Genomic DNA, 19,279 nt, shown 5'->3' with positions numbered 1-19,279 from the left:
GACTAGAGCGGCTCAGGAAAACACGGATAGCCCAGGAATCCCGAAGCAGGATACAAATGCAGCTTATGCAGTGCTCGTACACGGCGACGCAGCGTTCCCTGGACAAGGCATCGTACCTGAATCATTCAACTACAGCCGAGTCCGCGGTTTCCAGACAGGCGGTTCCATTCATATCATCGCCAATAATACAATAGGCTTCACGACTGAATACTATGATTCCCGTTCTACACACTATGCATCTGATCCCGCGAAAGGTTTCGAAGTGCCTGTATTCCACGTGAATGCAGATCACCCGGAAGAAGTGCTGGCTGTAGCCAAGCTTGCATTCGAATATCGTCAGCAGTTCGGCAAAGATGTTCTGATTGACCTGATCGGCTACCGTCGTTACGGGCATAATGAAATGGACGAGCCATTGGTGACAAATCCAGTGATGTATCATGAAATTCACAAGCACCCGACAGTTCGTCAATTGTACGGACAGCGTCTTGCGGAGCAGAACATCATGACAGATGAAGAAGTAAAACAAATGGATTCTTCCGTAATCGCGACAATGCAGGCTGCATATGACCGAGTGAAAGAAGAATCTGTAAATGCACCTAAGGTTTCGAATGCAACCCCGGAAGTTGTTCTTGCCGGATTGCCGCGCGACCTGGAAACCGGTGTTTCCGAAGACCGTCTGCGCAAAATGAATGAAGAACTGCTGACATATCCTTCAGACTTCACTGTATTCAGCAAGCTGGATAAAATTCTGAAACGCCGCCAAGAGCCGTTCAACGGCAAAGGAAAGATCGACTGGGCGCATGCAGAGCAATTAGCATTCGGTTCCATTTTGCAGGATGGCAAACCGATCCGAATGTCAGGTCAGGATATACAGCGCGGTACATTCGCACAGCGCCACCTGGTCCTGCATGATGAAAAGTCGGGCGAAGAATTCGTTCCGCTTCACCATATCGGCGGATCTAATGCTTCATTCGTGGCATACAACAGTCCATTGACAGAAGCAGGAATTGTTGGTTATGAGTTCGGATATAACTTGGAAGAAGATAAGACCATGTCAGTATGGGAAGCACAGTACGGCGACTTCTCCAATATGGCACAGGTAATGTTCGACCAGTTCGTTTCATCCAGCTATTCTAAATGGGGTCAGCAGTCAGGACTGGTCTTGCTTCTGCCTCATGCATATGAAGGACAGGGGCCTGAACACTCCAGCTCACGCATCGAAAGATATTTACAGCTATGTGCTGAGAACAACTGGACAGTAGCGAATATCTCCAGTGCTGCAAACTACTTCCATGTTCTGCGCCGTCAGTCCAAGATTCTTGGAAGCGAAGCAGAGCGTCCATTGGTAATCGCAACACCAAAATCATTGCTGCGTCATCCGTTAGTCGGAGCTGATGTCAATGATTTGACAGAAGGTCACTTTAAGACCGTTCTTGAGCAGCCGGGTACCGGTACTAAGCCTGAAAAGGTTAAGAAAATCCTGTTTGCCAGCGGTAAAGTAGCAATAGACCTTGCTGAAAAAATTAAAGACGGTGAAGGATTCGATCATTTGCATGTGATTCGTGTAGAGCAGCTGTATCCATTCCCGTCTGATAAGATTACAGAAATTCTTGAGCGTTTCCCGAAAGTGAAAGATTTGGTCTGGGTACAAGAAGAGCCGAAAAACATGGGAACTTGGTCATTTGCCTATAAATATCTGCAGGAAATCGCAGATGGAAAAGATATTTCTTATGTAGGACGCATTCACCGTTCAAGCCCTTCTGAAGGCGACGGTGCTTCTCACAAGATTGAACAGAATCGAATCATTGAAGAAGCTCTGAAAAAGTGATATAACAAGTAAGGAAGCTTTACAGTATAAGTAAAAACTACTTAGATGAAGTAGCAATCCGTTAAAAACGGGATATCTACGAGGAGGAATTTATTGTGGCAGAGATTATAGTACCTGAATTAGCAGAATCGATTACAGAAGGTACAATTGCAAAGTGGCTTAAGCAACCTGGTGAAAACGTTGATAAAGGTGAATTCATCGTTGAATTGGAAACAGACAAAGTAAACGTTGAAGTCATTTCAGAAGAAGCTGGTGTTGTATCTGAACTGCTGGCAGCTGAAGGCGACACAGTTGAAGTCGGCCAAGTAATTGCTATTGTAGGCGCTGCAGGTGCAGCGGCACAGCAAGCTCCACAAGCTGCTAAGGAAGAAACTGCAGCACCTGCTCCTGCACAGGCAGAACAGGCTGCTCCCGCTCCGGCAGCAGCTGAAGAATCATCTTCAGCAGACCGTACAATCGCAAGCCCGGCAGCACGTAAATTAGCGCGTGAAAAAGGAATTGACCTTGCAGCTGTATCACCTGTAGATCCAATGGGCCGTGTACGCGCACAAGATGTAGCAGCTCATACGAATGCTCCTAAAGCACAGCCTGCAGCTCCAGCTGCACCGGCAGCAGCGTCTAAAGACGACGGACGTATTACCCGTCAGAAAATGACTCGCCGCCGTCAGACTATCGCTAAGCGCTTGCTTGAAGTGAAGCAATCTACAGCCATGTTGACTACATTTAATGAAATCGATATGACAAACGTGATGGCTCTTCGTTCACGCAAGAAGGACCAGTTCTTCGATCAGAACGATGTACGACTTGGTTTCATGTCATTCTTCACGAAAGCAGTAGTTGCTGCACTGAAGAAATATCCATACGTTAACGCTGAGATCGATGGCGATGAAATTTTGTTGAAGAACTACTTTGACATCGGTATCGCAGTTTCTACTGAAGGCGGACTCGTTGTGCCGAACGTAGTAGATGCAGATCGTAAAAACTTTGCTGAAATTGAAGCATCAATCGGGGAGCTTGCTAAAAAAGCACGCGACAACAAGTTGACAATTGCTGACATGACAGGCGGTTCTTTCACAATTACAAACGGGGGAGTATTCGGCTCACTATTGTCTACTCCAATCCTTAACGGTACACAAGTAGGTATCTTAGGTATGCACACTATTCAAAAGCGTCCAATCGCTGTTGGAGACAACATCGAGATTCGCCCAATGATGTATGTGGCACTTTCTTATGACCACCGTGTAATTGATGGTAAAGATTCAGTAGGATTCTTGAAGATGGTTAAAGAATTGATTGAAAACCCTGAAGATCTTCTTCTTGGTTCTTAATCACTTAAACAAGCAAGCGACCCGCGGCTGTATGCGCGGGTCGCTTTTATATAGAATGAAAGAAAGGAGAGACCATTCCATGTCCTATTTAAACTGGTTGAACGCACCGACGTTGAAGACAGTGACGTGTACGCATTCGAATGCTGAAAAGTATGTGGTAAACCATATGCTGACAGCGGGGAAGTCATATGAAGTAAAAAACGAAACAGACGAGTTTATCTTTGTCGTTGATAATTCAGGAAAAGTAGGGGGCTACTACAAGACCTATTTTGCCAACGAGCAGTTGTAAGCAGTTTGAAACCGTCCTTGGAAAAGGGCGATTTTTTGTTGCAGATTGTGAATTTGTAAGTGACAGGAGAGCGTTTCCCTGCGTTCCGGCTGAAGTGTAAATCCTGCTGCAGTTTGGCAGTGTGTGGATCTGGTGTGTGTGTATTCCGGAACGCGTCGCCTGGAACGCAGGGAAATGGTATCTCAAAACTGCTTACACATTCATTTCCACAGAAAAAACCGCCCTTTTAAGAAGGACGGTTTTTGGATTCTTCGTATACAGAGAGCAGTCTAGTTTTCAAATCTTCTTCCATACGGGCAATTTCAATCTCGGCTGACTTACGTTTCGCGCGGCCGTCTGCCTGAATAACCAGCGTTTCCTCAATCGTCTGAATCAAGTTTTCTTGTGTCTTCTTCAGTGTATCGATCTCAATAATGCCTTTTTCATTCTCTTTCGCTGTCTCAATACTGTTCACTTTCAGCATCTCTGAATTGCGGAGAAGCAGATCATTCGTCGTCTTTGTCACTAATTTCTGCGACTCAACTGCTTTTGCCTGTCGATTCAAAGTAAGAGCAATCGCGATTTGGTTTTTCCAGAGGGGGATAGACGTCATGATGGATGCTTGAATCTTCTCAGCGAGCGTCTGATTCGTCTGCTGGATCATACGGATCTGCGGCGCACTCTGAATCGTAATCTGACGTGACAGCTGCAGATCATACAGACGCTTTTCTAAGCGGTCGACAAATTGTGCCATGTCATTCACTTCCTGCACCATCATCTGATCATTCGATTGTTGTGCTTTTTTATGAAGTTCGGGAATAATCGTTTGATTGATCTCCTCGACTTTTAATTCAGCAGCTGCAATATATACATTCAATGCCTGGAAATATGTTTTATTTTGCTCATATAAGCTGTCGAGCATCTTGACATCATCCATCAAACCGCGTTTTGAATGTTCAAGCTGCACACCAATCTTATCGATTTGTGTGCCGAGTTTTTGATAGCGGGTCATCATTTCCTGAACAGAGCGTGTGGCTTTGCCGAACAGACGACCAAGGCCAGATTTCTTTTTCTCCGACAAGTCGTCAGGGTCTATCTCTGACAGCTTGTTCATCAGCTCATTCAAGACGTCGCCGACTGGTCCTATATCTTTGCTTTGAACATGATCCAGCATCTTATGGGAGAAGCGGGAGAGTTCATTTTGTGCATTCGCTCCATATGTGATGACTGCTTCATAGTTACCGACAGGAATTTGTGCAGCCAGCTGCTTCGCTTTGACCTGTTCTTCTTCCGTCAGTCGATCAATCAGCTTAGTGGAAGATGTGCTTTCTGCAAGCGTTGACTCCATTTCCTTAGGTAAAAGACTGGCATCCAGATCAAATGGATTGTCCAGTAAATCGTCCATAGTTGTTTCTGCCTGTGTATTTTTATCTGTCATTAGAATGTTCCCCTTTCGATTCCAACAGCGGTTTACCTTTATTAATCGTTACATCCACAAAATCTATTTCCATTTTCAGCTGCTCCAAATCAGTCGCAACCGCACTGCGTAGATCTCTTTCCATTTCCAAATTTAAATCAGACAGCGTCTCGCGTGTATGCTGGAGTGCCACTTTGATTTCCTGATCTTTTAACGGCTGATTTACCAATAATCCATATTTCGATGTCAATTCTACAGCAGAATCAAGATGCGCGTAAAAGAAATTCTCCACTTGATAAAATTTGCGGGGATTCACTTGAACGATCTTAATAATTCTTCTGGCCATGGAAGCCATATCATATACTTGTCTAAATGCTTGTATGGAACGTACTTGTCCATACATATTGCCCAGCCGTTTCAATTTTTTCTTAGATTCAGAAACTTGATATTCAATATGTTTATATTCAGATCTTGTCATACCGTATTGTTTTAACGTAGATCGCAATTGTATTTCTTTGATGGCCAAGTTACCGCCTGCATACAATCCAATTCCAATCGCGGAGCTGACAACAAAATGTAAGCTCGTTGCTCCCAACAGAATAAACCAAGTCAGGAAACTTGTCGGAGCCAAAAGCAAGTGCCGTGTAAAGAAGTTTTTGATATGATTCATTTTTTTCAGGCCACCTTCCATTCTATCTATACATAATTTACGGATTAACATCGAAAAAGTTTCATCAAGTTGATAAGTGAGGGAGCTCAATTATTGTTCTTATAGTAATTATAGCTGAAACTGGACAAAAACTCATATATTTCGGCGCATCAATCTTTTTACTTTTCTATAGGTGGAAGATTTGCTAGAATTAATGTCATTCGTGCATAGGGCCAGTGAAGGAGTGCATACTAATGTATGAAGTAGTGTATATGAAAGCGGACTTTGAACCATGGTGGATGTTTGAGGAGTGGAGAGATTTTACCGTCTCTTCAGAAACATTTTTGGATGAAAAAGACATGCAGCAGTATCTCAATAAAGTCTTAACGGAAATGGAACAGCACTTTGAACGCTATGAGGCGCGCAAAGGATGTTTTCATGCATTTTGGTCCGCTTCCGAAAAACATTATTGCGACGGGTGTGAAGGAGATCTGCAGATTTATCATGGAATTGTTGTGCTGCATAACGATCAGCCGTGTATATCGTGAAAACATTCTGTAAGTTGTGCTTGTTTTAATTTGACATTTACTCCACTTATGGTATACTTGCTCTAAGTAAATTAAATGAACAACCGTATGCGAATGGATTCACCTATTACAAAAGTGATCGGCTTCGTCGGTACTTTTTGTAATATGTGAATTTTTTTATGCGGAAGTTCATATATTAACAAGTACTTATATATTTTTGGAGGTAATCGAATGAAACAAGGTACAGTAAAGTGGTTTAACGCAGAAAAGGGCTTCGGTTTTATCGAAGTTGACGGAGAAGACGATATTTTCGTACACTTCTCAGCAATCCAAGGCGACGGATTCAAAGCTCTTGACGAAGGTCAGCAGGTTGAATTTGAAGTTGTCGAAGGTAACCGTGGTTTACAAGCAGCTAACGTTGTGAAATTATAATCCACTAAAAAAGGCATCCTGACGGGTGCCTTTTTGTATGGGTCATTTTATTTCGTAACTGTTTCAAGTGTGGAGGTAACAATGAAATCTTTTTCTGTTGTCATAATCGACTCACGTTTCACTTCGCCAAAACCCTTCACCAAGTATTTCCGATTAATGTAATCTTCGTCTTTTTGCTCCATTACAATTGCCTCATCGAATTTCTGATAAGGCGTTTCCACGGTCGCATCTGTTTCGGTGATTTCCCAGTCTTCAAACTTCGTCCCTTTTTCTATGGGGCCTTTCAAGTAAATTCCGATTGGCTGCATTGCCTGTAACTCTTCTTCATTCGGCAATTCCGCTTTAATCTCAACAGGCTGCTCTTGGAGAATCTGAATTTCATCACCCTCAAGCTTATAGACCTTCTGGATAAATGAACCGCCGTTATTCTCATGCACCACTACATAATCTTCTGTCGGTGAGTCCACAGTGATATCCAGCTCTGCATATTCATTTCCTTCTCCCTTATAGTGAGCGCTTGAGCCGTCTGGCAGGAAATAGTCGAGAAGAGATACATCTGTTTTCTCTGCACTTTCTTGTTCCGATTGGTTTTCATTTGTCTGTTCGTCTTTTATCGGATCATCCTTTGAACTGCTGTTACCGTCAAGAGAAGTGGCAGGTTTTGATGAGCAGCCGGCAAGTACAAGCAGAAGCGCAATAAACAGGAACAATCCATTACGTTTCATGTGAAAATCTCCTTTATTTTGTGGTATACCCGAAACAGCTAAAATTATTCAGCAAAAAGCCGCTTCCACAAAGGGAAACGGCTTTTTAACTTTATGCTTTTTGACCTTTCCATTCCAGGTACTCGTCATAAGACATCATTTTATCGAATATCGTACCGTCATCATTAATTTCAATGATCCGGTTAGCAATTGTCTGGATGAACTGATGGTCATGGGACGTGAAAATCATAGCGCCCTTAAACGCGATCAGACCGTTGTTCAATGCTTGGATAGATTCTAGATCCAAGTGGTTCGTCGGCTCATCAAGCATCAGCACGTTCGCGCTTGTCAGCATCATTTTAGAGAGCATACAGCGTACTTTTTCTCCACCGGACAACACACTTGGCTTTTTATTTACTTCTTCGCCTGAGAACAGCATACGGCCGAGGAAACCGCGTAAGAATGTTTCGGTTTCATCTTCAGGAGAATATTGGCGCAGCCATTCGACCAGCGTCTGCTCAGATCCTTCGAAAAATTCCGTGTTATCGATAGGGAAGTAGGCGCGGGTTGTCGTAACGCCCCATTTGATGGATCCTGCATCTGGCTCAGTTTCTTCTGCAAGAACATCCAGAAGAGCAGATTTAGCCAATGGATTACCAATTAATACTACTTTATCTTCTTTTCCGAGTGTAAAAGAAGCGTCTTTAATATAGGTCTTGCCATCAACTGTTTTTGTCAGATCTTTAATCGTCAGAACATCATTTCCAATGTCGCGCCCCATCGAAAAGTTCACGAAAGGATAGCGTCGGGAAGACGGCTTAATATCATCCAGCTCAATCTTATCCAGCGTCTTTTTACGTGAAGTCGCTTGTTTGGACTTCGATGCATTGGCACTGAAACGCGCAATAAACGCTTGAAGTTCTTTGACTTTCTCTTCTTTTTTCTTATTTTGTTCCTGTGACAGTTTTAACGCAAGCTGGCTGGATTCATACCAGAAATCATAGTTCCCTGCATATATTTGAATTTTACTGAAGTCTAAATCCGCAATATGCGTACAAACTTTGTTTAAGAAGTAACGGTCGTGAGAAACAACGATTACTGTATTTTCAAAGTTGATCAGGAACTCTTCAAGCCACCGGATTGCTTTTAAATCCAGGTGGTTGGTAGGCTCATCCAGTAATAATACGTCCGGTTTGCCGAATAGAGCCTGAGCAAGCAAAACTTTAACTTTGTCCGATCCTGCAAGTTCAGCCATTTTCACGTGATGCAGGCTTTCCGGAACGCCAAGACCTTGAAGAAGGACAGAAGCTTCAGATTCTGCTTCCCAACCGTTCAGCTCAGCGAATTCTCCTTCAAGTTCAGCTGCACGCATGCCATCTTCATCAGAGAAATCTTCCTTCATGTAAATCGCATCTTTTTCTTTCATCACTTCATAGAGAGTTTTGTGACCCATAATCACTGTTTCCATAACCTCAAATTCTTCATATTCGAAGTGATCCTGCTTCAATACAGCCAAGCGTTCGTCTTTTCCCAGTATGACGTTGCCTGTCTGCGGTTCAATTTCACCTGAAACAATCTTAATAAACGTAGATTTACCCGCACCGTTTGCGCCAATTAACCCGTAACAATTCCCTGGATTAAACTGTATATTTACATCTTCGAACAGTTTGCGGTCGCCGAAACGAAGACTAACATTACTCACTGCTAACATAATAAAATCCTCCTAAATTCACAATGCTCCTATTATACATGAAAATACGGCGAAATGAAATCTTTGACTGGAACAGATTGCATTTTCGGTTTACGATAAGAAGGAAAGAGAAAATCTGGAATGTTTTATTGAAAGCGAGGACTATCGTTGCGCTCGAAATCAACTCAAATTTTATTGCTGTTCGCTATATTTGCAGTGGCGCTCAATTTACGTCCGGCCATTACATCAATCGGTCCGATGCTGGATATCATTAGGGAAGATTTGACGCTTTCCAACACGCAAGTCAGTTTACTGACGGTCATCCCTGTCATTTGTATGGGCGCGTTTGCTATGCTCGCACCTATTCTTAACAAAGCAATTGGGCTGAATAAGACGATGTATTTGATGCTGCTCTTATTGGCAGCCGCCACAGGTTTACGTCTTATTGTGTCCTCTTTCAGTATACTACTGCTTACAGCTCTGGCTGCAGGGATTGCGATTGCGGTCATCGGTCCTCTTTTGTCTGCGTTAATAAAACAGTATTTCCCGTTGAAAGTTGCAGCGGTTGTCGGAATTTATTCATTCGGCATGGGAATGGGGGCAACACTCAGTACAGGTCTGACGGGAGTATTCTACCAAAAAGCAAATTATTATCTTGCATTGGCGATTTGGGCTGTTCTCGCCGTGCTTGGAATGATCGCCTGGCGAGTCAGCTCGAAAAATCCGATTGCAGTGAAACAAGCGATTGGCCAAACTGTGAAAAAAGGGGAGAGTCCCTGGAGAAGCAAAACAGCCTGGAGCTTTCTTGTGTTTTTCGGATTGCAGACGGCATTATTCTTTTCCGTACTGACATGGCTCGTGCCGATTGCCGTGACGAATGGACTGACTTTACTGCAGGCAGGCACATTGCTCAGCAGTATGACGGTCGTGCAGATTTTTATGAATATTGGTTTTCCTATTGCTTTGCAGCGCTTTAAAACACGGACACCCGCGTTGGTGGGTATTCTGCTGATCGGGATTGTTTCAATCGGTTTTATGTGGACTGAACAGCCTCTTCTTTTTTCAATCGGTGTATTGCTGATGGGTATTCCGCTCGGCGGCCTGTTTCCCATTTGTCTATTGATGCCGATAGATGCGACGGACACAGCTGAAGAAACAAATGCCTGGACTGCAATGATGCAGACAGGCGGTTTCATTATCGGAGGGATTCTGCCGCTGTTTGTTGCCATGCTTTATGATTACACAGGAAATCACCAAGTTACAATATTCGTATTTCTCCTTTTATTTACGGCTATGCTAGTATTGGCAATCAAGATTGGCCGAATACCCGGCAAAGCATGAATAAAGACGCAACCCGTCGTGAACAGAAACGTCTTTATTACAGGACTACAGCGATATTGGAGGAATGAAGGGTACATGGATGATCATTTGGAGGAACAGCTGCCGACGCGCAGGAAAAAGAAACGTAAACTCCGGATTGGCAGAGTCATTTTTACTGCCTTATTGCTAGGCATTATCGCCGTATCGGCTTATTGTTATATACAATACAAACAAGGGAAAGCGCTGACCGCGGGAAGTAAAATTGACCCGGGGGAATTCCAGGGTGATTTATTGAATCCACAAGACCCTACAACAGAAAATTATTTGCTGCTGGGCATAGATAACGACGGGTCGGGCAAGTACCGAACTGATACGATGATGGTGCTGTCGTGGGATCAGACCCATGGAACTGCAAATCTCATTTCGTTTATGCGGGATATTTATGCACAGATTCCAGGGTACCAATCCTATAAATTAAATACTGCTTATTATCTGGGCGGAGTACAGACAGCGAAAGAAACGATAACCGGCATGTTCAATATTCCGATTCATCATTATGCCGTAGTGGATTTCGATAACTTCGAATCAATAATGGATATTGCCTTTCCACAAGGCCTAGAAATGGATGTTAAACAAGAAATGTCCGAGAAAATCGGGGTCACGCTGACTCCGGGCGTTCAGCGGCTGAATGGCAAAGAATTATTAGGCTACGCCCGTTTCCGTGCCGATTCAGAAGGAGATTTCGGCAGGGTGAACCGCCAGCAGGAAGTTATTCAGGCAATTAAAGGGGAGCTGTTCAGTGCCCCTACTCTATTGAAGGCCCCAAAAGTTGCCGGCGCGCTGGATAATTTCATTACAACTGATCTTACGTCGAAAGAAGAGCTGACAAAATTACTGACGGTGTTAGCAAAACGCAAACTGGACATTAACACATTAAGAATTCCGGTAGAAGACAGCTATTCGTTCCGTTCGTATCAGCATGCGGGTTCTGTCATTGAAATTGATTTAGATAAAAACAAGGAAGCAATCCGTTCATTTCTAACGGCACGGTAACCGTTCATTCGGAGGGAGGAGAGAGGTTGTGAGACAGCCGCCCAAAAAGAATTCATTAAGGGATTTTTGGTCTATACGTTCGACATCACCGATCGTTGGATTTCTTGGTGGGCAATCGACTATATTTGTACTTCTCTGTCTGCTGTTCATCGGACTGATTATCTTGATCTTTACTCAAGTATCGTTCATTTTCTATCCGATCCGGGTCTTTTTCTCGACGGTCGTTCTGCCAGTCGTGCTCGCGACCATTCTTTATTACTTGATGCGACCAATTCTTCGCTTTTTGGAGTTACGGCTGCGAATTCCGCGGGTCTATGGAATCTTAATCATCTTCCTGGCAGCTGCCGGGTTGCTGACTTTGGTGATTTTTCTCGTGCTGCCTTTCTTGCGCGAACAGTCGATCAATCTATTCGAGGAGTTCCCTTCGTATTTTAAGCAGCTGATTTTGGATATGGATGCATTTTTCCGTAACTCTTTATTCGCTCCTATTTATGAAGGATTTAACTTCAATGTCAATACTTTTTTAGATTCCGGCTTTGAAAGTATCGGAAAGTTCTTTACCGAAACACTCGGAGGGATTGCTTCCGGTGTCACTTCTTTCATTTCTGCTTTAACCGGCATTATTCTAGGACTGTTCACGGTTCCGCTGATTCTGTTTTACTTATTAAAGGACGGAGAGAAGCTGCCTCAAGTGACTCTGCGCATGTTGCCTCCTCGTCTGCGCAATGATGCAATGATTATTTTTCGGGATGCTGACAGGCAGATCAGTGCTTATATTCAAGGCCAGATCTTAGTAGCTATTGCCATCGGAATCATGGTTTCCATCGGATTCCTCATTATCAAAATGAAATATGCCTTGCTGCTCGGGGTTCTGGCGATGTTTACAAGCATTGTGCCGTACTTAGGTCCGGTCATCGCAATTACACCAGCCGCTATTATTGCGGTGGTTACGTCTCCATTCATGCTGGTCAAGCTTGCAATCGTCTGGACAATTGTACAAGTGGTCGAAGGCAAGTTTATTTCACCACAGATTATGGGGAAGTCACTGCATATTCATCCGATTACCATTCTTTTTGTTTTATTGACGGCAGGATCACTGTTCGGTGTGGCAGGTGTCATACTCGGGATTCCTACATATGCCTTGCTGAAAGTCGTCGCCACTCACATGTTTCATCTGTTCACACTGCGTTATAATCGATTTGAAACAGAAGAGGACATGTATTACGAGGTGGAGGAAATAGAGAAGGATTTAGAAGAAGAGAGAGAATAACCCGCACGTAATCGGCGGGTTATTTTTTATGGAGTTTCGTACAGAATCGTACCGGTCTTCGACAGATCATAGCCGCCGATTGCACTGATTTTGACCTGGAATTCTGACGACTGTATAGTGGCAAGTAAAAAATCCCTCAGTTTCTCATTTTCATCAGTCTTTAAAATGACCAGATCATACTGCTCCTGAATGAGGGGAATAAAATCGACATCGATCAGACGGGATGTTTTTTCTATCCCCACACCCGCATCTGCCTTGCCGGAAGCGACCTGAGCAGCCACAGCCATATGATTCAGTTCTTCGTCATGATAACCTGCCAGCGTGCGCGGCGAAATGTTTGCGATTTGCAGCTGTTCATCAAGAAGCACACGTGCCCCTGATCCTTTTTCCCGATTGATGATACGAAGTCCAGGCTGTCCTAAGTCTTCCCAGCTTCTGATCTTTTTAGGATTGCCTTTCTGCACATAGATTCCGGCCGTTCTGCCGAGCAGATTGACGACAAGGTAGGAATGTCCCGTCAGCAGACGGTTGATGTACGGCAGATTATAAGTGCCGGTTTCGCCATCGAATAAATGCGTGCTGACGATATCGGCTTCTCCCTGCACCATTTTGATCAAGCTGTTCAAACTGCCTGCAAATGAACGCAGAGGACGAAAATCGAGATGCGCTTCTTCTATATAGCTTGCCAGTATGTCCAAGCTCAAATCTTGCCCGCTGATAATAACAGATGGATCACGAACCGGCTCAGCAGGCTGCTCTATCGGTTTAGCTGGAGCCGACTGCGACGGCATCATTTCACCGCCGCTTTTCAAGCGTTCCTTATAAGCAGTTAAATCGACGGTATCAACGCGCATCTGACGCCCGACGCGGTATGCTCGGATTTCGCCTTTTTTAATTAAGTCATAAACCGTCAGCTTTGAAACTTTTAAAAGCTGTGCAATTTCTTCAGTTGTATAAGAAATATTATTTTCTTTGTGGCTCATTTTTCAACCCCCAATAAACACTCCTTACTATCTTCCGTCATTTCCAACGAAAATGCAAAATTGACAAGTATAAGAATGCATAATATGATATTTTTAGATATAACTAGATATAAATAGATATGTTTAGTTATATGCAAATAAAAGAGGGGAGCAGTGAAATGAAGCATTTTTTATTTACAGCTTTATTTGCAATTCTGTCGATCTTTTTAGTTGGATGTTCGGAAAGTGAGAAACCTGAAGAAGCAGAACTTTTAATTTCCGCTGCGGCCAGTTTAACTGATGCATTGGAAGATGTAAATTCTACATACGAAGAGCAGCATGAAGGAGTTAAGCTGACATATAATTTCGGAAGCTCGGGGAAGCTTGCGGCAAACATCGAGAATGGGGCACCTTCTGATGTCTTTTTATCTGCCAGCTCGAAAGACATGAATGATATGGAAGACAAAGAATTGATTCTTGACGGTTCAAGAGAAAATTTCACTTCGAATGTGCTAGTATTAATTGCACATAAAGATTCTGACTCTAGGATTGATTCATTTAAAGATATTGATCCGGCAGACGTTGATCATTTTGCAGTTGGGGAGCCTGAATCGGTTCCTGTAGGACGTTACACGAAGGAAACCCTTGAAAACTTGAATTTATGGGAGCCTTTGCAGACTAAATTGGTAATGGGATCTGACGTACGCCAGGTTTTGACATATGTTGAAATGGGCAACGCTGATTTGGGCGTGGTGTACTCCAGTGACGCATTTGTTTCAGGGGATGTGAAGGTACTGGCTGAATCAGACCCAGAGTGGCATGCGCCGATTGTTTATCCAGGTGCGGTTGTCAAAGCTTCGAAACATCCAGAAGCCGCACAGGACTTTTTGGATTTCCTGACAAGTGAAAAAGGTGAAAAAGCATTACAGGAGTTCGGATTTAAGTAAGAGGAAAAGGGGGAGAGGGCTTGCTTGATATGGACTATTCACCTTTGCTGTTGTCGTTAAAAGTGGCTGCCATCTCCACTTTCTTCGTATTTCTGGCAGGCGTTTTTATCGCTTATCTGCTGGCGAAGCGTGATTTTTTCGGTAAAAGTGTTTTAGAAGCCCTGTTCTTGCTGCCGCTCGTACTGCCGCCTACCGTCGTAGGTTTTGGTTTGCTCATTTTATTCGGTAAGAAAGGCTGGATCGGCAGCTGGTTAGTGGAATGGTTCGATTTCCAGATTGTCTTTACATGGATTGGTGCGGTAATTGCTTCGATCGTCGTGTCATTTCCGCTCATGTATCAAAGTGCAGCCGCCGCATTTGAGAGCCTGGATGAACGACTTTCGAATGCTGCACGGACTATGGGGGCTTCAGAATGGAGAGTGTTTTGGTCGGTCGTCTTTCCACTTGCATGGCCAGGACTGCTGGCAGGACTGGTTCTTTCATTCGCACGAGGGCTGGGTGAATTTGGTGCCACTTTAATGCTTGCAGGATACATACCGGGTAAAACAGATACGATTCCGATGGCAATCTATTTCGCAGTAGAATCCGGTCAGATGGAAAAAGCGACGTTTTGGGTCGTCATAATTATTGTTTTCGGATTTAGTCTGATCTTATGGGTCAACTGGTGGAGCAAACGAAATATCCGCCGGTTTACACGTTCTTAACCGGAGGGAGGAAACAATATGCTGAACGTACGAATACATAAACAGCTCGCACATTATGAGATGAACATTGAATTTGAAATGGGCAACGAAATACTTGTGCTGGTCGGGCCGTCAGGGTCTGGGAAAACGACAATTTTAAACAGCGTCGCAGGACTGGTACACCCTGACAGCGGCATGATTGTTTCTAATAAACGAATATTTTTCGACAGCAATGAAAAGCCCATGCCCGCAAGAGAGCGTAAAATCGGTTATCTATTTCAGGATTACGCCTTGTTTCCGCATATGACCGTGGAGAAGAATATCTGGTATGGTGTGAAGAAAACTCAGAGAAACGAAAGCAAAGAGATGATTAAGCAGCTCCTGCAAGTACTGGGCATCGAACATTTGCTGCAGAAATATCCCCATCAAATATCAGGCGGCGAGAAACAGCGCGTCGGTTTAGCGAGGGCACTTGCTGCGCGTCCGTCTGTATTATTGCTGGATGAACCGCTGTCGGCACTCGATAAGGAAACAAGGCAGCAATGTCAAGATGAGCTTCTGCGGCTCCATAATATGTGGAAAATTCCGTTTATGATTGTTACACATGACCTAGATGAAGCAGAAAGACTCGGTGACCGGATTATTTATTTGGAACAGGGTAAGATTGCTGATGAGACTTGGTCTGTAAATAACAAAAACAAACAGCTCTGATTCATTGGAACAGAGCTGTTTGTTTTTGTTAAACCATAGTGAAACAGGTATACTGTAAGAGAGAAATTAAATTGTATGCAGTGAGGGATCTTCCAATGAAATTAACAATCAGCGAATTAAAGAAACATTTAAAACAACTTGATTCGAATGAAATCATTCAGCTCATTGCGGAACTTCATAAAATTGATGAAAAGGCACAACTTTTCTTTTCATTACAATTTGAAGGCGAGGAAACTGCACAGGAGCTATTAATACAGGAAAAAACACAAATGAAAAAAGATTTCTCTTTTACAGGAAGAGGTGTTCTGAAACTTCATTTGCCTGATGTCAAGAAACGGATCAGGGAATTTGCCAAACTGACAAATGATCGAATGAGAATTACAGATCTTCAATTATTTTTTGTTGAACTCGGCACGGAGTTTACGGTAACGTACGGCGATATCGACGAAGCTTTTTATACAAATATGGAAAACATGTTTGCTCAGGTTATAAAGACATGTGAGAGTAATGAAGAGTTATATAAAGCTTTTCATTCAAGGTTGCGCCAAGTAGTATCTGACAGTATAGGTACAGGCTGGGGGTATCACGATATATTGTCTGATCTGTATGAAAATTTGGAGTTTCATTATGATAATGAAGAAGATTATTGAGTAATTTTAAAAATGTACCGCTTATCAACCGAAGAGGAGCTAAAAAAGTGAGCAAGCAGCTGAATGATCGAAAAGCAGAGCATATCCAGATTGTGTTGGACGAGCATGTTACCGGCCATAGCATCACGACGGGCTTAGAGAACTATCACTTTATACATAACGCATTACCCGAACTGTCGTTTGATGACATAGATATAGAGCAAAACTTCTTCTCAAAACCCTGTAAATCACCATTTTTGATCAGTTCTATGACAGGCGGCGCCAACTTTGCTGAATCAATTAACCGTAACTTAGCGCTTGCTGCAGAGCAAAAAGGCTGGGCGCTGGCGCTGGGTTCAACACGCGCATTAATAGAGAGTGAGGCTTACCGCCCATCATTTGATCTTAGAAAGTACGCTCCCACGATTCCAATCATCGCGAATTTAGGAGCTGTGCAGCTGAATTACGGTTTCACTGAGCGCGAATGCAGAAAGATTATCGAATACACCGGCGCAGATGCACTGGTTCTACACCTCAATATCCTGCAAGAAGTTATTCAGCCTGAGGGAAACATCGATTTCAACGGTTTACTGTCAAAAATCGAAAAACTTTGCAACGATATATCGATTCCAGTCGGAGTGAAGGAAGTAGGCTGGGGAATTGACCGTTCGACTGCTGAAAAACTGTTAAACGCCGGAATTTCATTCATTGATGTTGCCGGAGCAGGGGGCACGTCGTGGAGTCAGGTTGAGAAATACCGAACCGATCCGATTAAACAGCAAGCAGCAGCAGCGTTCAGTGAGTGGGGTATACCGACTACTATTTCTATAGAGTCAGTCAAACCCGTTATGAATGAAAGAACGCTTATTGCGAGCGGTGGATTGCATACAGGTGTCGATGCGGCAAAATGTATCGCACTGGGTGCAGATTTCGCAGGATTCGGCAGAGCTATTTTAGAACAGGCTACCATCTCTGCAGAAAGCGTTTTACAGACAATGGAAGTTAGAGAATTAGAACTGCGGATGGCGATGTTTGCGGTCGGCGCAAAGAATGTCGGCGAACTGCAGCAAACAGATCGGCTGCAGAAGATAAATCCGTGAGCGGTGATTCACGGGTTTATTACGTATGCAAGGAGGAATCATTATGTGGAAATTAGTAAACGGTAAAATGGTTCAGACAACAGACGAAACAAGAATCAAATTCCGTACAAATATCAGTCAGGAGATTTTACAGCAATTAGAGGATTTATCCGAAGAATATTATACATACAACAATTATTTATTGGAAAATGGTTTACGGAATGTTTTAGAGCAAGGACTTGTTACGTATGATAAAAACTTGCGCCCGAAAGATCGTGTGCAATATAAAACAACATACGATCAGGAGTTGCTGGAATCGGTCAAGCAACTGGCGAAAAACCATAAGCTGTTTATTAACGATGTGATTGAATACAGTGTAGGTCATATCAATTTTGATGAATTGAAAACAAAAGATCATAAGAATCGTATTGAATAGCGGTATGAGAGGCCAATGAAGAGCGTTTGAAATATATCGATCAAGGAACGCCCCGAACATAATATAAATTATAGGAAGTTATATATCATTATGGAGTATACTTGCGATATTGAGACGGAACGGTATTTTTAAGTTTTTAACCTAATCGTTTCACTATCGTTATTTTGTAAATGATATCTACATATTACAGCGTTTTATTCAAGTAAATCTCTCAGTTTCATTAGGCCGCTATACCAAGAAAAATTCTATATTGGTCTGAATCACAATTCGTTAAAAATAAATTACTTCCTGCAAAATCTTCCGGATGTTCCATAATCAAATCTTTACACCAAAACTCTTCTTTATAATTGCCGATAAAATTGTACCGTTCAACTCTCAGTCCTGAATTTTCACTAAAAATTTGGTATGTTGAGGTTCCCAGTATGACTCTTGCATTTGGATGTGCATAGGAAGAATCTCTTTTCATTGTGACTTTTATTTCATTCAGATTACCATTCATGAATCTGAAAACGACATCCACATTCTCATAATCATATAATGTGATATACGTACTATGCGACAGATCTTGAATCATGGCATTTCCCCTATTCCACACTGTTAATATAATAAATGCTTTTTCAGTTCCTCTAGTACCGAAAGTTTCCAGCGTGCCCTATGCTTCTGATTCGTAATATATGTGTACTCTCTACATAATTGTGGTAAACTGAGCATATACTAAAAAAGACCGGGTGCGTCAACACCCAGTCAATGTAGCTGACATCCGCATGAAGTGCGGTTGACCAGTTAAAAACATAAGGTGTTACCAAAGAGTAACCACTCAGCTTACTGGGCAGTAGCGGAGGGTGGTTACTTTTTTCTGTTGATGAATAGAGCAATCATCACTACAATGGCTGTTGCCATTGCTACGAGGAACATCCCAAATTGGAATAACATGTTCATTGCTTTGTATGTCACCATGTAAACACGGGCTCACACGAAGTGAGTCATGCAGACGTTGCCGCAGGAAGCGGCGTACTTAGTCTGCCTTCCTTTATTCAAAGGGAGTGCCAACCGTGTGTCATATGGGCAGGGATGATCCCCCCCTCAATTTCAAGCTCTTTTAAAGCTCTCATAAAATAATCCTCGACTGGAAAAATATTTACAATTTGCCATTCCTCCATCATCTCCTCTTCTCTACTCATCATTACATTACGAGACTGTTAATTCCTGAAACAGCTCTATATCCTGTATTATTTTCTGTAATGATTGCTGCCAAAAGCTTCGCTGTGACAGATCAATTTGGAAATGCTTCTTCATTAATTGTTCTAAGGGTACCGTTCTGGTTTCACTCAGAAAGCTTTGAAACT

The 19,279-nt window shown here is 43.0% G+C and carries 21 protein-coding genes; 14 read left to right on the top strand and 7 right to left on the bottom strand.

Annotated elements, in window-relative coordinates:
• From GDZ68_RS17680 to GDZ68_RS17670, 3 genes are all read left to right on the top strand, one after another.
• The coding region (locus GDZ68_RS17680; protein WP_153723640.1) for a 2-oxoglutarate dehydrogenase E1 component at positions 1 to 1,828 on the top strand (1,828 nt) is incomplete at its 5' end.
• A gap of 95 nt (positions 1,829 to 1,923) precedes the next feature.
• Positions 1,924 to 3,156, top strand: coding sequence for a 2-oxoglutarate dehydrogenase complex dihydrolipoyllysine-residue succinyltransferase (odhB, locus tag GDZ68_RS17675; protein ID WP_153723639.1), 1,233 nt, complete (start codon positions 1,924 to 1,926; stop codon positions 3,154 to 3,156).
• Between the two features lie 79 nt (positions 3,157 to 3,235).
• Positions 3,236 to 3,445: a DUF6501 family protein gene (locus tag GDZ68_RS17670; protein ID WP_153723638.1), complete on the top strand. Its 210-nt coding sequence runs from the start codon at positions 3,236 to 3,238 to the stop codon at positions 3,443 to 3,445.
• Between the two features lie 226 nt (positions 3,446 to 3,671).
• Here the strand turns inward: GDZ68_RS17670 and GDZ68_RS17665 are convergent, their stop codons facing one another.
• A complete protein-coding gene (locus GDZ68_RS17665) occupies positions 3,672 to 4,862 on the bottom strand; it encodes a toxic anion resistance protein (protein ID WP_153723637.1) in 1,191 nt (396 codons plus the stop codon).
• Entirely contained in the window at positions 4,852 to 5,511 is a 660-nt protein-coding gene (locus tag GDZ68_RS17660) for a 5-bromo-4-chloroindolyl phosphate hydrolysis family protein (RefSeq protein WP_153723636.1), read from the bottom strand. Before GDZ68_RS17660 ends, GDZ68_RS17665 begins: the two co-directional genes overlap by 11 nt.
• Positions 5,512 to 5,744: 233 nt before the next feature.
• On the opposite strand from GDZ68_RS17660, the gene GDZ68_RS17655 reads away from it, so the two are divergent.
• On the top strand, positions 5,745 to 6,038 hold the full coding sequence (locus GDZ68_RS17655) for a DUF1033 family protein (RefSeq protein WP_153723635.1): 294 nt from the start codon (positions 5,745 to 5,747) through the stop codon (positions 6,036 to 6,038).
• A 210-nt stretch (positions 6,039 to 6,248) separates the two neighbouring features.
• Positions 6,249 to 6,449 carry a cold-shock protein gene (locus tag GDZ68_RS17650; protein WP_153723634.1) on the top strand — a complete coding sequence of 67 codons (201 nt, stop codon included), beginning with the start codon at positions 6,249 to 6,251 and terminating at the stop codon, positions 6,447 to 6,449.
• Between the two features lie 47 nt (positions 6,450 to 6,496).
• Here the strand turns inward: GDZ68_RS17650 and GDZ68_RS17645 are convergent, their stop codons facing one another.
• The gene (locus tag GDZ68_RS17645) at positions 6,497 to 7,174 is read right to left on the bottom strand and encodes a hypothetical protein (RefSeq protein WP_153723633.1); all 678 of its coding nucleotides are present in this window, start codon (positions 7,172 to 7,174) and stop codon (positions 6,497 to 6,499) included.
• Between the two features lie 91 nt (positions 7,175 to 7,265).
• Positions 7,266 to 8,864, bottom strand: a complete 1,599-nt coding sequence (locus GDZ68_RS17640) for an ABC-F family ATP-binding cassette domain-containing protein (protein WP_153723632.1) — start codon at positions 8,862 to 8,864, stop codon at positions 7,266 to 7,268.
• Between the two features lie 147 nt (positions 8,865 to 9,011).
• On the opposite strand from GDZ68_RS17640, the gene GDZ68_RS17635 reads away from it, so the two are divergent.
• From GDZ68_RS17635 to GDZ68_RS17625, 3 genes are all read left to right on the top strand, one after another.
• A complete protein-coding gene (locus tag GDZ68_RS17635) occupies positions 9,012 to 10,184 on the top strand; it encodes an MFS transporter (RefSeq protein ID WP_228551167.1) in 1,173 nt (390 codons plus the stop codon).
• Positions 10,185 to 10,259: 75 nt separating this feature from the next.
• Positions 10,260 to 11,216, top strand: coding sequence for an LCP family protein (locus GDZ68_RS17630; RefSeq protein WP_228551166.1), 957 nt, complete (start codon positions 10,260 to 10,262; stop codon positions 11,214 to 11,216).
• 28 nt (positions 11,217 to 11,244) lie between these two features.
• Complete coding sequence (locus GDZ68_RS17625) at positions 11,245 to 12,486, top strand: AI-2E family transporter (protein ID WP_228551165.1); 1,242 nt, start codon at positions 11,245 to 11,247, stop codon at positions 12,484 to 12,486.
• A gap of 26 nt (positions 12,487 to 12,512) precedes the next feature.
• On the opposite strand, the gene GDZ68_RS17620 is transcribed toward GDZ68_RS17625, so the two are convergent.
• Positions 12,513 to 13,469, bottom strand: a complete 957-nt coding sequence (locus GDZ68_RS17620; RefSeq protein WP_153723631.1) for a helix-turn-helix transcriptional regulator — start codon at positions 13,467 to 13,469, stop codon at positions 12,513 to 12,515.
• Between the two features lie 158 nt (positions 13,470 to 13,627).
• On the opposite strand from GDZ68_RS17620, the gene modA reads away from it, so the two are divergent.
• The 6 genes from modA (at position 13,628) to GDZ68_RS17590 (ending at position 17,933) form a co-directional block, all read left to right on the top strand.
• Positions 13,628 to 14,395 (top strand): molybdate ABC transporter substrate-binding protein, encoded by a 768-nt coding sequence (gene modA / locus GDZ68_RS17615; protein ID WP_153723630.1) that lies wholly within the window; start codon positions 13,628 to 13,630, stop codon positions 14,393 to 14,395.
• Between the two features lie 29 nt (positions 14,396 to 14,424).
• Positions 14,425 to 15,099 (top strand): molybdate ABC transporter permease subunit, encoded by a 675-nt coding sequence (modB, locus tag GDZ68_RS17610; protein ID WP_376776813.1) that lies wholly within the window; start codon positions 14,425 to 14,427, stop codon positions 15,097 to 15,099.
• A gap of 18 nt (positions 15,100 to 15,117) precedes the next feature.
• Positions 15,118 to 15,789: an ATP-binding cassette domain-containing protein gene (locus tag GDZ68_RS17605; protein WP_153723628.1), complete on the top strand. Its 672-nt coding sequence runs from the start codon at positions 15,118 to 15,120 to the stop codon at positions 15,787 to 15,789.
• A gap of 95 nt (positions 15,790 to 15,884) precedes the next feature.
• A complete protein-coding gene (locus GDZ68_RS18275) occupies positions 15,885 to 16,439 on the top strand; it encodes a DUF6155 family protein (RefSeq protein WP_228551164.1) in 555 nt (184 codons plus the stop codon).
• Positions 16,440 to 16,486: 47 nt separating this feature from the next.
• Positions 16,487 to 17,518 (top strand): type 2 isopentenyl-diphosphate Delta-isomerase, encoded by a 1,032-nt coding sequence (gene fni / locus GDZ68_RS17595; protein ID WP_153723627.1) that lies wholly within the window; start codon positions 16,487 to 16,489, stop codon positions 17,516 to 17,518.
• Positions 17,519 to 17,561: 43 nt separating this feature from the next.
• Positions 17,562 to 17,933 (top strand): rRNA methyltransferase, encoded by a 372-nt coding sequence (locus GDZ68_RS17590; RefSeq protein ID WP_153723626.1) that lies wholly within the window; start codon positions 17,562 to 17,564, stop codon positions 17,931 to 17,933.
• Positions 17,934 to 18,153: 220 nt separating this feature from the next.
• Here the strand turns inward: GDZ68_RS17590 and GDZ68_RS17585 are convergent, their stop codons facing one another.
• Together GDZ68_RS17585 and GDZ68_RS18340 are read right to left on the bottom strand one after the other, a co-directional pair.
• Entirely contained in the window at positions 18,154 to 18,507 is a 354-nt protein-coding gene (locus GDZ68_RS17585; protein ID WP_153723625.1) for a hypothetical protein, read from the bottom strand.
• 460 nt (positions 18,508 to 18,967) lie between these two features.
• Positions 18,968 to 19,093 (bottom strand): hypothetical protein, encoded by a 126-nt coding sequence (locus GDZ68_RS18340; protein WP_255425153.1) that lies wholly within the window; start codon positions 19,091 to 19,093, stop codon positions 18,968 to 18,970.
• Between the last annotated feature and the right edge of the window lie 186 nt (positions 19,094 to 19,279).

Source organism: Sporosarcina cascadiensis, from assembly GCF_009650995.1.
In the GTDB taxonomy this organism is placed as follows: Bacteria; Bacillota; Bacilli; order Bacillales_A; family Planococcaceae; genus Sporosarcina; species Sporosarcina cascadiensis.
The sequence above is the reverse complement of the archived record's forward strand: the minus strand, read 5'-3'. Positions and strand labels throughout refer to the sequence as shown.